Here is a 13037-nt window from a genome sequence, read left to right on the forward strand (position 1 = left end):
GCGCTCAGGGAAAGCGCGCCGCCCAGCGCGCGTAGCGGATCACGTCCTCCACCGGCGGCACGGCATCGTGGTCGCCGTAGGCGGTGTACATCCGCCAGCGCACATAGTCCCGCGCCGGCAGCGGTAGAAACGGGAAGCGCAGGTACCAGCGGTCGCGCCGGAAGCGCCAGGCCACGACGAGCAGGGCCCACGCTGTCGTGGGGCTGACGAGCGCTCGGGGGACGAGGGTGAGGAAGAGCCGGAACACGCCTTCAATATAGATGCGCCCGCGCCACGCGGTCCCTCGGGGCGGCCGGTCAGCCGTGGTTAGACGCCCTGCACCCGTGTTGCCGCTGCGTCGACGGGCGTATCTTCCCGCGCAATGTGGCTCTACCGGGCGATGCCCCTGATCTCCGAGCTGGCGGTGCGCGCGTACTACCGCGTGACGGTGGCCGGCGCGCGCCTGCCGGCCGACGGGCCGGTGCTGATCGTCGCCAACCACAACAACTCGTTGGTGGACCCGGCGCTCGTCGCCGCGATGGCGGGCCGCAAGGTGCGCTTTATGGCCAAGGCGCCGCTGTTCACGCATCCGCTCATCGGCTGGCTCATCAAGGGCGTGGGTTCGGTGCCGGTGTACCGGCAGCAGGACGACCCGACGAAGCTTTCGCAGAACCTCGATAGCTTCCGCGACGTGCACCGCGTGCTCGCGCAGGGCGACGTGGTGGGCATCTTCCCGGAAGGCATCTCGCACTCGATGTCTCGCCTCGCCCCGCTGAAGACCGGCGCGGCGCGCATCGCCCTCGGTGCGGCGGCACAGCGCGGCACGGACTTCCCGATCATCGCGATGGGGCTCGTGTTCCGCGACCGAGACAGGTTCCGCTCGGAGGCACACGTCATCATCGGCGAGGCCTTCTCCTGGCAGGACCTGCTCGGCGATGCCAACGCGCGCGCCGCGGTGCGCACGCTCACGGAGCGCATCGAGCAGTCAATGCGCGCAGTGTCGCTGAACCTGGAGCGGTGGGAAGACGAACCGCTGGTGCGGACGGCGGAAGCGGTGTGGCGCACCGAGTTCGGCGCCGAGCCCACGCCGGCGGCGGAAGTGGAACGCCTGCGCGTGACGACGGAGGCGTTGCAGGCGCTGCGCGAGGGCGGCGCGACCACTTGGCGCGAGACGGCGGTGGAGCTGCGCGCCCACGGGCGCGCGCTGGCCAAGCTGGGCCTGACGCCAGAGACGCTGATCACCGACGTGAGCGCCGGCGCGGCGCTGCGCTGGACGCTCGCGCGGCTGCCGTTGCTTCCGCTGCTTCCTATCTCGCTGCTCGGCGGGATCTATTTCTGGATCCCGAAGCGCATCACCGTTGCGGCGGCGGCGCACACGGCGCGGATGGAAGGAGACGACACGATCGTCACTCACCGCGTCTTGGTCGGCGGGATCGCGTTCCCACTGTGGTTCCTCACGGGAGCGGCAGTGGCGTGCTGGTGCTGGGGATGGATGGCGGGCGCGCTCGCGCTCTTGCTGCAGCCGGTGTGGGCCTTTGCCGCGCTCGCGGTGGGCGAACGCCGGCGGGCGATGTGGACAGCGGTGCGGCGCTACCTGATGCGCCGCGGCAATGCGCGGCGGTTGGCGCCGCTGCGCGAGCGGCAGCGCGCGCTGGCTGAGCGGCTGCGGCAGCTTCTGGCGCGCACCGTGGTCGTGCCGTCGTAGCGGGTCGCCGCAGGAGTGCCAGCGACATAAACTTCACGGGGTATGCCACCCAAAAAGTCCCCCAAGACCAAGGCCAGCAAGCCGGCGCTGACGGCGTCTGGCAAGCGCGCCGACGCCGCGCGGATGCAGACCGCGGCCCGCGAAGCGGTGGAAGGCCTCAAGGAACGCATCGACGAAGGCTTCCGCGCCAGCGGCCAGTTTCCGGTCGTGAAGGACGAAGTCCTCCCGCGCTCGGCCACCGACGATTCAATCGGCGACTTCTCGTGGGCGCTGACCGAGGACGCCAAGCTGCTGCAGTATGGCGGCCCGAAGAGCGACTTCCGCACGACGGATCCGTGGCGCGTGATGCGCATTACCTCCGAATTCGTCGAGGGCTTCGACAAGCTCGCGGGCATCGAGAAGGGCGTGAGCATCTTCGGCTCGGCTCGCACGCATCCCGACGACCCGCAGTATCTCGCGGCGGTCGAGACGGCGCGCCTGCTCGGCAAGACGGGCTTCAGCATCATCACCGGTGCAGGCCCCGGCATTATGGAGGCCGCCAACAAGGGTGCACGGCTGGCCGGCGCACCGAGCTACGGCTGCAACATCGAGCTGCCGTTTGAGCAAGGCGCGAATCCGTACGTGGACACGCTGGTGAGCTTTCGCTACTTCGCGGTGCGCAAGACGATGTTCATCAAGTACTCGAGTGCGTTCATCATCTTCCCGGGCGGCTTCGGGACCTTCGATGAACTGTTCGAAGCGCTGACGCTGATCCAGACGGGCAAGATCTCGCAGTTCCCGGTGGTGCTGTTCGGCACGCACTACTGGGCGGGCCTGGTGCGATGGATCCAGTCGCGGGTGCTGGCGGAGCGGAAGATCTCGCCCGGGGATATGGACCTGATGGTGGTGACGGACGATCCGGCCGAGGCTGCCCGCGTGGTGGAAGAAGCTTATCAACTGCAGCTCAAGTCGGCCCGTCGTCGGGCCAAGGAAGCCAATGGCGAAGGGTAAGGATCGCTCGCGCGGCGGGTTCAAGGCCTCGCGGCACGGCGACGGCAAGCTGGAGCGCGCCAGCGCGGCCGGCGACAAGTCATCGCAGAAGAAGGCCGCCGAGCAACGTGAGGCGAAGGGCGCCAAGAAGGTCATCACCAAGGCGACGAGCCCGTTCCTGCGTGGTCGGAAGATCGATCCGCGCAAGATCGACGGGACCGAGACCGTGGTGCAGCTCGTGGAGCAGTGCTTCCAGAGCTACAACTCGGGCCGGTTGCGCGAAGCCTGCCAGCTCTTCACCGACAAGATGCTGACGCCCACGTGCACGGTGGGCCTGACGCTGACCGGTGCGCTGACGCCGGCGGGGCTGGGGATGAGTTCGATCATCCCGCTGATTGAGGCCGGCTTCGTGGACTGGATCATCTCCACCGGGGCGAACCTCTACCACGACACGCACTTCGGGCTTGGCCTCTCGATGCACCGCGGCGATCCGCAGACCTCGGACACCGTGCTGCGCGAGGAAGGCGTGGTGCGCATCTACGACGTGTTCTTCGACTACGATGTGCTGCTCTCCACCGACGCATTCTTCCGCAAGGTGATCCGCGCGCCGGAGTTCCAGCGCACGATGTCGAGCGCCGAGTTCCATCATCTGTGCGGCAAGTACCTCGTGGAGCGTGAGAAGGCGCTGGGCATCCCGCAAAAGTCGCTGCTGGCGGCGGCGTATCGCTGCGGCGTGCCGATCTACACCTCCAGCCCCGGCGACTCGAGCATCGGGATGAACGTCGCGGCGTTGGCGCTGGAAGGCGGCAGCTGCGTGATCGACCCCAACCAGGACGTAAACGAGACCGCGAGCATCGTGCTCAACGCCAAGCGCAACGGTGAGAGCGCCATCTGCATTATGGGCGGCGGCTCACCCAAGAACTTCGCGTTGCAGACCGAGCCGCAAATCCAGGAAGTGTTGGGCATCGACGAGCGTGGGCACGATTACTTCTTGCAGGTCACCGACGCGCGGCCCGATACGGGCGGCCTCTCCGGCGCGACGCCGGCGGAAGCGGTGAGCTGGGGGAAGATCGATCCCGACAAGCTGCCCGATGCCGTCGTGTGCTATCTGGATAGCACAATCGCGCTGCCGTTGCTGACGAGCTATGCGTTGGGGAAGAAGAAGAAGCGGAAGCTCAAGCGACTGTACGACAAGCGCGGGGCGTTGATGGATCGCCTGCGGGCGGAGTTCGAGGCGGCGAACTCGTAGCGCGGCGGGAGGCGAACGCAGGACAGACGCGGCGATGAGCGAGGCTCATCGCCGCGCTCTCGTTTCTGTCATCGAGCGATGACTAAATCCCTATTGACTTACTCGGAATTGATTACGTAAACTTCGAGCCGCACACCATAAATGAGAATCATTCTCATCTTCAACGTAACCCGAGTGCTACCAACGTGAAGCGTATCCTGCCCATCGCCCTCAGTCTTGCCCTTGCCGCCTGCGCTACCGACGGCGTCGTCTCTCCCGTGGACCTTCGCGACGAAGGTTCGATGACCGTAATCGCGACCTCCAACTGGCAGTTCGTGAGCCTGGGCGACTCGGCGTTGGTGTCGCCATCGCCAAGCGCGAATGCGAGTGCCGCCTGGGACATCGCATTTCTCGGCACGAACGTGACGCTGAACGGCGGCGACGCCGGCCCGGGTGGCGTGACGGCCGCGTGCCTTTGCCAGAACAGCGCCGCGACCGACGAACAGGTGCTGGCGATGACGCCGGCGAGTCAGTTCACGGCCTTTGACACCGTGACCTCGGTGCCGCTGGGCCTCGCGTTCACCAGCGACGCGCTGACGCCGGCGATTGTCGGGTGGTTCAGCGGCAGCGGCGCCGCCGCGGCGGCGGATACCACCAAGACCTGGCTCGTGCGCCTCAGCGACTCCGCGTCGTTCGCGGCCGTGCGGGTGAAGGCGATCGCCGCGCCGACGGCGACGCACGCGGGTGCGGTCACGCTCGAGTACCGCCTGCAAGCCAGCGAAGGCGCCGCGCTGGGCGCGGCGCAGGAGATCACCGTGGATGCCGGCGCAGCCGGCGGCACGCGCGTGGATCTCAACCTCGGCGCGACCACCACCGACGCCGCGGCCTGGGATCTGCACGTGCAGGGCTTCACGGTCCGCGTCAACGGCGGCATCAGCGGCAGCGGCAAGGCGGGTGCGGCGACGACGGCCACGGCCTTCGCCGACCTCACGACCGCGGTGACGAACGCGAGCGCGTACCGCATCGACACCTACGCCGGTGTGTTCGGGACGCAGCGCTACTACCGCTACAACATCCTCGGCGACCACCGCATCTCGCCGACCTTCGACGTGTACTTCGTCCGTCGCGGCAGCACGACCTACAAGCTGCAGATTACGGGCTACTACAGCACGACCGGCACGGCGCGCCACATCACCTTCCGTTGGGCGAAGCTCGACTGATGCGGGCGTTGATTCAGGCGTCGGTGCGGACGCTGGTCCTAGCGCTGACATTTGCGCCGCTGCTCTCGGCACAGGAGAGCCCGTCCGGCCGCGTGACCTCGCAGGCTGACGGGCGCGCCATCGCCGGCGCCGAAGTGCTGCTCATCGGGGACGACACGGTGCGCGCGCGCACCGATGGCGACGGGTGGTGGCGCGCGCCGAGCCTGCCGGTGAACGGTCGCACGCTGCGGGTGCGGGCGATGGGCTTCGTGGCGCGCAGCGTGCCGCTGGGTGCCGGCACGGTGGAGACGCTGACCTTGGTGCCGGCGGCGATCGCGATGGACCAGGTGGTGGTGAGTGCGGCGCGGCGCGAGCAGAAGCTCGCCGACGCCGTGGCGACCGTCGAGGTCGTGAGCCGACGCGACCTCGAGCGCAGCGGTGCCTCCGACCTCGCGAGTGTGCTCACCGAGCAACTCGGCATCGAGCTGCAGGGTGGGCATCCGGCCGGCAGCGGTGCGATGCTGCAGGGCATCGGCAGCGAACGCGTGCTGATCCTGCTCGACGGGCAACCGTTGGCGGGGCGGCTTTCCGGCAACTTCGATCTCGCCCGCATCCCGGTCGGGATGGTGGATCGCGTGGAGGTGGTGAAGGGCGCGCAGAGCACGCTCTACGGCAGCGAGGCGATGGGCGGCGTGATCAACATCATCACGCGCCGTCCGGGCGAGGACGGGCAGCGCCTCGGCGGTAGCCTGAGCGGGACGATAGGCGCGCAGGGCCGGATGGACGGTGCGGGCCGAGTGCAACTCGCGCTCGGGAACGTCGCGACGTCGGTGGACGTGGCGCGCCGTTCGCAGGAGACGGCCCCGGGCATCGCGCAGGACGATGGCGCGATGGCCGAACGTTTCGACGTCGCCGCCACGATGCGCTGGCGCCCCGACAGCCTGCGGCAGGCCGAAGTTGCGCTGCTCGCGCTGGACGAGCGCCAGCGCTGGCGCACCGGGACGTTCTACGGCATTAGCGACAACGTGCAGCTCAATGCGCGGGTCGGCGGGAGCTGGGCGCGTGGCGTGCACCGCCTCAGTCCCAAGCTCGCCGTCTCCGACTGGGATCACCGGGCGTACACCAGCGCGTTCACCGCGCCGGTGGCCGGTGATCCGGGTGCGCGGCAGCGCCAGCAGATCGTCCTCGGCGAGCTGCTCTACAACGGCACGTTCTCGCGCGGTGTGGCGCTCGATGCCGGCGTGCAGCTGCGGACCGATGCGATCGAGACTGAGCGCGTGCCTGGTGGACGTCGCACGCACACCTCGCTGGAGCCCTTCGCGCAGGTGGAACTCTCGCCGCTGCGCGGGTTGGCGCTGCTGCCCGGCGTGCGCGTGACGCACAGCGACGTGTGGGGCACGCACCTCACGCCGCGCGTGGCGGCGCGAGCGCAACTGGCTCCGCGGCTGATGCTGCGTGCGTCGTACGGCGACGGCTTCCGCGCGCCGGACTTCAAGGAGCTGTTCTTGTTCTTCCAGAACACCAGCGCCGGCTACGCGGTGCAGGGCAATCCGGCGCTGCAGCCGGAGCATTCGCGCAACGCGATGCTCGGGCTCGAGTGGGCCACGCCGGGTGGCTACGTGCGCGGCCAGCTGTTCCAGAACGACTTCACCGACTTCATCGAGACGCAGGTCATCTCCGCGCCCAACGAGGCGCCGGTCTACGAGTACCAGAACCGTGACCGGGGCTGGACGCGTGGCGTGGAACTCGAGACGGCCGCCAACCTCGTGGCCAGCGGTCGGCTGCGCGGCGAGCTCGGCCTCTCGTTGCTCGAGACGCGCGACGTGCGCAGTGGCCTCGCGTTGCTCGGCCGCCCCGAGCGCTCGGGCCGCGTTGGCGTGCAGGCGGTGCTGCCCCTGGCAGTGCGCAGCAGCGTCACGCTGGTCCACACCGGTCGCACGGCGATGCAACGCGACTCGGCCGGTGCCGTCAGCAGCCATCGCGATGCGTTCACGCGTTTCGACCTGCGCGTTGCGCGCACGCTGCTGAGCGGCCTCGAGTTCTCCTTTGGCGCCGACAACCTGTTCGACCGTCGCCCTCGCGAATGGGCCGGCTTCACTGGCCGTCACGTCTATACCTCCTTCACGTACACCCTTCCCGGACTCCGCTGATGCTGCGCTCCTTCTTCCTCCTCGCCGTCACCGCGCTGACCGTCTCGGCGCAGTCGCCCGCCGCCACGGGCACGATCATCATCGCCCACGGCGGCGACTCGACCTGGAACGCCGGCGTGCGCGAGATCGCGGCGCAGGTGCGCACCGGTGGTCCGGTGGAAGTGAGCTTCCTGATGGGACCGGGTGCCGCCACCGCACGCTTCCAGGACGCCGTCGCCAAGCTCGACGCGCGGGGCGTCTCGCGCATCGTCATCGTGCCTTTGCTAGTGTCCAGCCACAGCGGCCACTACGAGCAGATCCGCTACCTCGCCGGGCAGGACGTGCAGTTGGGCGCGACGATGGAGCATCACCTGCATATGGCCGGCATCGAGCGCTCGACGTCGCGGACGCCGCTGGTGCTCACGCCGGCGCTGGACGATGCGCACGAGATGGCGCGCGTGCTGGCCGACCGTGCGTTGGCGCTGGTGCGTGCGCAGGGCGACGAGCCGTCGCGCCGCGGCCTGACGATCGTCGGGCACGGTCCCAACTCGGCTGAGGACTACGCGCAGTGGATGGCCAACCTGCGTCCCGTCGCCGACAGCGTCCGCGCCTGGACCGGATTCCGCGATGTGCGGCTCGAGCTCGTGCGCGATGACGCGCCCGCGCCGGTGCGCGCCGAGGCGGTGCTGCGCACGCGCGAGCTGATCGAGATGCAGCGCCTCATCACCGGCCGCGACGCCATCGTCGTGCCGGTGCTGGTGTCCAAGGGCTTGGTCAGCCGCGACAAACTGCCGCGCGACATCGACGGCACGCCGTCAGTGTACGTGGGCGAGCCGCTGCTGCCGCACGCGGCGATGGCGTCGTGGGTCGAACGCCGCGTGCGGGAGAGCGCGGTCAGCGCTGCAGCTCAAAGCCGAACGGAATCTCCACGACCTGCCGCACACGCGCACGGCCAACACGCGCCGGAGTAAAGCGCAGGCGCGGCAGGATCGCGCGCACGCTCTCGCTGAACGCGGGGTGCGTGCTCTCGAGGATTACGAGCGAGGCAAGGTTGGCGCGGCCGTCGGCGTTCACGACGAAGCGCACGCGCACGCCGCCCTCGACGCGCGACTGCCGCAGGAACTCCGGATAGCGCGGCAGCGGCGAGCTCTGGAGCAGGCGTGCCGGTACGTCCACCGACTCCGCGCCGGGAACGCCGTCGCCGCTTCCGACCGACTCACCCGCACCGAGGTCTGGCGCGCCGAGCCCGCCGTCTCCGGCGGGGAGGTCGACGGCAGGCGCGACGTCCACCGCGATGCCGGTCGGGATCTCGGTCGGTGCGGTCACCGGCGGCACATCCACGGCCGGGACGGCGGGTGCGGTCGCCGGTGACGTGTTCGCGCGCGGCGGCGCGGTCCGTTGCGGCTGCGGCGCCGCCGGCCGCGGCGTGACGGGTGCGGTGAGCGGCACGATGCGCGAGTTGCCATCCGCCGGGGCGAAGACTTCGGACGGCGCCGAGGCCACGACCATCGCCGCGATCACGCCGACGTGGAGCGCAAAGCTCAGGGCCGTACTGTTGGCGTTGTGGTGCCGAGCCGGACGTGAGGCGATCAGGTTCGTCAGCATCGTACCCTCCCGTGAAGGTCCTGGGAGATGGTACGCCTGGCGGATTACGGCGGTACCACCAGTTCCATTACGGGAGGGTTACGACTGGATGAACCTCTCGTGCACTCGGATCACCCCGCACGGAACTTCTCGCGCCAGGCCAAGAACTCGCTTGCCCGGAGCCCTTCGCGCGTTGCGGAGGCGTCATTCAGCGCGAGCAGCAACTCGAGCAACAGCTCCGCGAAGGCGCTGCGGTCGGGCTCCGGAATGTCGTGCTGCGTCGCCCACGCCTGTCCCCAGCCTCTGGACGGCGCGATGCCGCCGCGCACGGCGTCAGTGATGGCCTTGCGGAGCGTATCACGGTATCGAAGACGAATTGGATCGGGCTGCGTGACCGCTTGTTGAGCGACCAAGTACAGGTCGCAGGACTGTCGATACGCGTGCGTGAACACCTCGCGCAGCAGGTCGACACGCTTGAACTCGTAGACCGCAAGGATCGCCTCGAGGTACTCGCGCTCCGACACTTCCACGAACGTGAGCGGGCAGAGGTTCGCGGCAACCAGCGGAATGTTGGCCGCGAGCCGGGATGTCCGCTTGTTGACGTCGTTAAAAGGCTGCAGGTACGGCAGGTGCACCATCAGGAAGAATGCCTGCTCAAAGGGATCTGCAATCGCGGCCGCCGTGCTCGCGATGCGCGCGAAGCATTCGGCGATGAGTTGCGGGACTGCGGTCGGATAGTACTTGGAGTTGCCGATCCGCACCTCGCCCCGCCGCAGTTGCCCTTCGTGCGCCCGGTTTCGCATCAGGTTGTCGGCGAGTGCCGCGTGGAGCCCGCGCAGCAGTCGCTCGCTGACGCGCAGCTCCGGTCCCTCGGCGACCAAGAGTTCTATCGCCGCTTTGTGATTCAGGATCATCTGCGCCTCAGCCGCATCCTTGCCCTCCGCCCGTTGTCCGAACTCCAGGAGGATCTCGGTGTCGAGCCTGGAATAGGTGTTGCCTTCCAGTCTGCTGGATGCCCAGGAGAGGTCGATGAGCAGCCGCTCGTAGATGTCGCGGGCGAACGTTCCCGCCGGCCTCCCGGCGACGGGACTGCGGCCGATGCGCGCGAGATGCCGGCGGAGCTCCTCGGACAGGTAGTACGTCTCACCCGGCACATACGCGTACAGCCAGTCGTGGTCGTATCCGACCCAGTCGCGTTGCTCGATTGGTCGCGCAAGCATCGCGCGGACGGCCTCGGCATCAGGCTCGGCGAAGAATTCTGTAGAAGGCCTCTCGGCGTCGGGGCTCGTTGAGGACGCGATGGACGCGAGCCGGTAGCGGCGCCCCTTTCCATCACCCGTCGCCGCGACGGATCCTGCGGGCAGTTGACGGATCCGGTATGAAACCGCGCGGGGCTCAAGGGTGAGCGCGAACTCGCGCCGCAAGATGTCCGCAATCTCGCCGACGGAGAGCCCGTCCGGATATCGGCTGAGCACCTCAAGGATCTTCTGGGCTTCACGTCGGACGTTCGAGCTCGGTCCCATCATCTCGGCCTCAAATTGTCGATAAGTACATTGAATATCGACAATTTATCGATAAAATCAAGAATTATCGACAATGTATCGATAAATTCTTGCATATCGACAAACAGATGCTGACGTGATCCGAGGATTGGATACGGCCGTCTGGCAGCCTCTTACACCAACATCCCCGCCAGACACGCCGACGTGAACGCCGCCAGGTTCCCGCCGATCATCGCCTTCAGCCCGAGCTGCGCAATCTCGCTGCGCCGCTCCGGTGCCAAGCCACCGATGCCGCCGATCTGGATTGCGATCGAGCTGAAGTTCGCGAAGCCGAGCAGCGCATACGTGAGGATGATCGCCGAGCGAGGCTGCAGGACCTGGCCGGCACCGAGGTCGGACCCGAACTGCGCATAGGCGACGAACTCGTTAAGCGTGGCCTTGAGGCCAATCAGCGAGCCGACGTACGGCGTGTCCTGCCACGGCACGCCCATCACCCAGGCCAGCGGGCGCAGCAGCGTACCGAGAATGCGCTGCAGCGAGAGGCCTTCGACGCCAATCACGCCGCCGCCCCAGCCGAGCATCGCGTTCAGCAGTGCGACCAGCGCGACGAAGGCCATCAGCATCGCGGCCACGTTGATGGCGAGCTGCACACCCTGCGCCGCGCCGTTGGCGGCGGCTTCGATCATTCCGCTCTCGCCGCTGTGGCCGCCGATCTGGAAGATGCGCTTGCGGGCGGGAATCGGCTCGGCCGCGCGCATCGCCGCCTCGGCTTCGCGCAGGTCGGTGGCCTTGGCGCGGGCTTCGGGGGTCTCGGGCAGGAGGATCTTGGAGATGGCGAGGCCGGCCGGCGCGTTCATCACGCTGGCGGCGAGCAAGTGTGCGGCGATGCCGGGGAACCAGCCGGAGAGCATTCCCACGTAGGCGGCGAGCACGCCACCGGCGACGGTGGCGAAGCCGCCGACCATCACGGTGTTGAGTTCGGAGCGCGACATCGATCCCACGAAAGGCTTGATGAGCAACGGCGCCTCGGTCTGCCCGAGAAAGATGTTGCCTGACGCGCTGAGGGTCTCGGGGCCGGAGGTCTTGAGCGTCTTCTGCATCACCCAGGCGAGGCCCTTCACCACCATCTGCATCACGCCGAGGTAGTAGAGCACCGACATCAGCGCCGAGAAGAAGATGATCGTCGGCAGCACGTTGAAGGCGAAGTAGGCGCCGGTCTGGGCGACCATCGCCGTGCCTTCGATGGCCGAGCCGTCCGCGGCGGCGACGGGCACGCTGGGCTGGACGAGATTCCCGAACACGAAGCGTGCGCCCTGCTCCTGGAAGCCCAGCAGGGAAGTGATGATGCCGCCTACCTTCTGGAACACCGCGCGGCCGATCTCGGTCTTGAGCACCAGCACGCCGAAGACGGCCTGCAGGCCAAGGCCGGAGAGGACGAGCCGCCAGTCAATGCGCTTGCGGTCGGCGCTCATCAGCACGGCGATGCCGACCATCGTGGCGATGCCGAGCACGCCGATGAGGCGTTCGGTGACGGGGAGGTCGATGCCTTCGCGGGCGCTGGCGAGCCGCTCGGCGGCCGATTGGGCGAGCAGGATGAGCGACGGGGGGACGGCGGCCATCAGGTCTCCGGAGTACGGGGTGCGCCCAGCGTGCGGTTGACGCCGACCATCAGGGCGGACAGCGCCACAAAAGCTAGCCCGAGAAGGGCGGCATTGCGAAGCGCGGTGGGGTAGCCGAGCACGGTGACATCAATGAAGGGATACGGATACTCGCCGATCGCTGCGCCGCGCACGAGGATGTACGCGGCGTAGCCGAGGATATACAGCGCCCACCACGGCGCATCGCGCAGCGCGACGGCACCGCGCGGCACGAGGCGCGTCCACGCGAGCACGAAGAGCAACGGGTTCACCGTGTGCAGCAGCGTGTCGACCACGAGGTCGATGCCCTGCGGATTCCAGGTGGCTGCGAGCAGCAGATGGTAGACGACGCCCACGACGATGATGGAGGTCGCGGCGGCGGTGACGACGCCCGGGCGACGCAGGAAGCGGCGCAGCGGTGCATCGCGGCCGCGCAGGAACGCCGTGAGGATCGCGGCGCAGAGGATGTTGGTGAGCAGCGTGAAGTAGCCGAAGTACATCACGATGCCGTGCCAGACGGAGTTGCCGCCGGCGAGGCTGCTGCGGATGGAGAGGACGAACTGCGTGAGCACGGCGGTCCAGCCGAGCAGGGCAGCGAGGACGAGGAGGGTGCGTGGCATAGCGGAGGGCGGAGGCGGCAAGGTGAGGCTCGTCGGCCCCGTCAGGTCCGGCACGTCAGCGCGCGAGGAAGAGCAGCGTGAGTGCGACGGCCGCCGGTAGCGCCTGGACGATCAGGATGCGCCGGTTGGCCGTCGCCGCGCCGTAGACGCCCGCGATGATGACACAGGCGAGAAAGAACCCGACGATGTGTCGGCCAGCAGGGCCGAGCGACAGTCCCCACAGCAGCCCGGCGGCGAGGAAGCCGTTGTAGAGGCCTTGGTTGGCGGCGAGCACGCGCGAGGCGGCGGCTTGTTCCTTGGTCTGCCGGAAGATGCGCAGGCCGGTGGGCGACTCCCACAGGAACATCTCGAGGACGAGGAAGCCAACGTGCAGGAGCGCGACGAGGGCGACGGCGAGCTGGGCGGCGATGAGCATCGGGGGCGGGGCGGGGGGAGCGGGCGGAAGATGCGCAAAGGTACTGCCGCCGGCGGTGGTCGGGGTGCGA

The 13037-nt window shown here is 68.3% G+C and carries 12 protein-coding genes; 6 read left to right on the forward strand and 6 right to left on the reverse strand.

Features of this window, described 5'->3' with window-relative positions:
• Window positions 1-4: 4 nt before the first annotated feature.
• On the reverse strand, window positions 5-247 hold the full coding sequence (locus KF689_00595; protein ID MBX3131866.1) for a hypothetical protein: 243 nt from the start codon (window positions 245-247) through the stop codon (window positions 5-7).
• 114 nt (window positions 248-361) lie between these two features.
• On the opposite strand from KF689_00595, the gene KF689_00600 reads away from it, so the two are divergent.
• The 6 genes from KF689_00600 (at window position 362) to KF689_00625 (ending at window position 8180) form a co-directional block, all read left to right on the forward strand.
• Complete coding sequence (locus KF689_00600; GenBank protein MBX3131867.1) at window positions 362-1684, forward strand: 1-acyl-sn-glycerol-3-phosphate acyltransferase; 1323 nt, start codon at window positions 362-364, stop codon at window positions 1682-1684.
• A gap of 123 nt (window positions 1685-1807) precedes the next feature.
• Window positions 1808-2674 (forward strand): TIGR00730 family Rossman fold protein, encoded by an 867-nt coding sequence (locus tag KF689_00605; GenBank protein MBX3131868.1) that lies wholly within the window; start codon window positions 1808-1810, stop codon window positions 2672-2674.
• Window positions 2661-3902, forward strand: a complete 1242-nt coding sequence (locus KF689_00610; GenBank protein MBX3131869.1) for a deoxyhypusine synthase — start codon at window positions 2661-2663, stop codon at window positions 3900-3902. Before KF689_00605 ends, KF689_00610 begins: the two co-directional genes overlap by 14 nt.
• A 185-nt stretch (window positions 3903-4087) precedes the next feature.
• A complete protein-coding gene (locus tag KF689_00615) occupies window positions 4088-5101 on the forward strand; it encodes an HmuY family protein (protein ID MBX3131870.1) in 1014 nt (337 codons plus the stop codon).
• Complete coding sequence (locus tag KF689_00620; protein MBX3131871.1) at window positions 5101-7230, forward strand: TonB-dependent receptor; 2130 nt, start codon at window positions 5101-5103, stop codon at window positions 7228-7230. Before KF689_00615 ends, KF689_00620 begins: the two co-directional genes overlap by 1 nt.
• On the forward strand, window positions 7230-8180 hold the full coding sequence (locus tag KF689_00625) for a hypothetical protein (protein MBX3131872.1): 951 nt from the start codon (window positions 7230-7232) through the stop codon (window positions 8178-8180). Before KF689_00620 ends, KF689_00625 begins: the two co-directional genes overlap by 1 nt.
• On the opposite strand, the gene KF689_00630 is transcribed toward KF689_00625, so the two are convergent.
• The 5 genes from KF689_00630 to KF689_00650 form a co-directional block, all read right to left on the reverse strand.
• Window positions 8104-8814: an energy transducer TonB gene (locus KF689_00630; protein MBX3131873.1), complete on the reverse strand. Its 711-nt coding sequence runs from the start codon at window positions 8812-8814 to the stop codon at window positions 8104-8106. The two genes, KF689_00625 and KF689_00630, sit on opposite strands and share 77 nt — an antisense overlap.
• A gap of 110 nt (window positions 8815-8924) precedes the next feature.
• Window positions 8925-10319: a Fic family protein gene (locus KF689_00635; protein ID MBX3131874.1), complete on the reverse strand. Its 1395-nt coding sequence runs from the start codon at window positions 10317-10319 to the stop codon at window positions 8925-8927.
• 149 nt (window positions 10320-10468) lie between these two features.
• Window positions 10469-11914: a hypothetical protein gene (locus KF689_00640; GenBank protein ID MBX3131875.1), complete on the reverse strand. Its 1446-nt coding sequence runs from the start codon at window positions 11912-11914 to the stop codon at window positions 10469-10471.
• Window positions 11914-12552 (reverse strand): Pr6Pr family membrane protein, encoded by a 639-nt coding sequence (locus tag KF689_00645; protein ID MBX3131876.1) that lies wholly within the window; start codon window positions 12550-12552, stop codon window positions 11914-11916. The genes KF689_00640 and KF689_00645 overlap by 1 nt, the downstream gene beginning before the upstream one ends.
• Before the next feature lie 55 nt (window positions 12553-12607).
• Entirely contained in the window at window positions 12608-12967 is a 360-nt protein-coding gene (locus KF689_00650) for a DUF1304 domain-containing protein (GenBank protein MBX3131877.1), read from the reverse strand.
• Window positions 12968-13037: the final 70 nt, after the last annotated feature.

This window comes from Gemmatimonadaceae bacterium (assembly GCA_019637355.1).
In the GTDB taxonomy this organism is placed as follows: Bacteria; Gemmatimonadota; Gemmatimonadetes; order Gemmatimonadales; family Gemmatimonadaceae; genus Pseudogemmatithrix.

Coding starts and splice junctions, on each gene's coding strand:
- KF689_00600 (MBX3131867.1), top strand. CDS start 362: ATGTGGCTCTACCGGGCGATGCCCCTGATCTCCGAGCTGGCGGTGCGC.
- KF689_00605 (MBX3131868.1), top strand. CDS start 1,808: ATGCAGACCGCGGCCCGCGAAGCGGTGGAAGGCCTCAAGGAACGCATC.
- KF689_00610 (MBX3131869.1), top strand. CDS start 2,661: ATGGCGAAGGGTAAGGATCGCTCGCGCGGCGGGTTCAAGGCCTCGCGG.
- KF689_00620 (MBX3131871.1), top strand. CDS start 5,101: ATGCGGGCGTTGATTCAGGCGTCGGTGCGGACGCTGGTCCTAGCGCTG.
- KF689_00625 (MBX3131872.1), top strand. CDS start 7,230: ATGCTGCGCTCCTTCTTCCTCCTCGCCGTCACCGCGCTGACCGTCTCG.
- KF689_00630 (MBX3131873.1), bottom strand. CDS start 8,814: ATGCTGACGAACCTGATCGCCTCACGTCCGGCTCGGCACCACAACGCC.
- KF689_00635 (MBX3131874.1), bottom strand. CDS start 10,319: ATGATGGGACCGAGCTCGAACGTCCGACGTGAAGCCCAGAAGATCCTT.
- KF689_00640 (MBX3131875.1), bottom strand. CDS start 11,914: ATGGCCGCCGTCCCCCCGTCGCTCATCCTGCTCGCCCAATCGGCCGCC.
- KF689_00645 (MBX3131876.1), bottom strand. CDS start 12,552: ATGCCACGCACCCTCCTCGTCCTCGCTGCCCTGCTCGGCTGGACCGCC.
- KF689_00650 (MBX3131877.1), bottom strand. CDS start 12,967: ATGCTCATCGCCGCCCAGCTCGCCGTCGCCCTCGTCGCGCTCCTGCAC.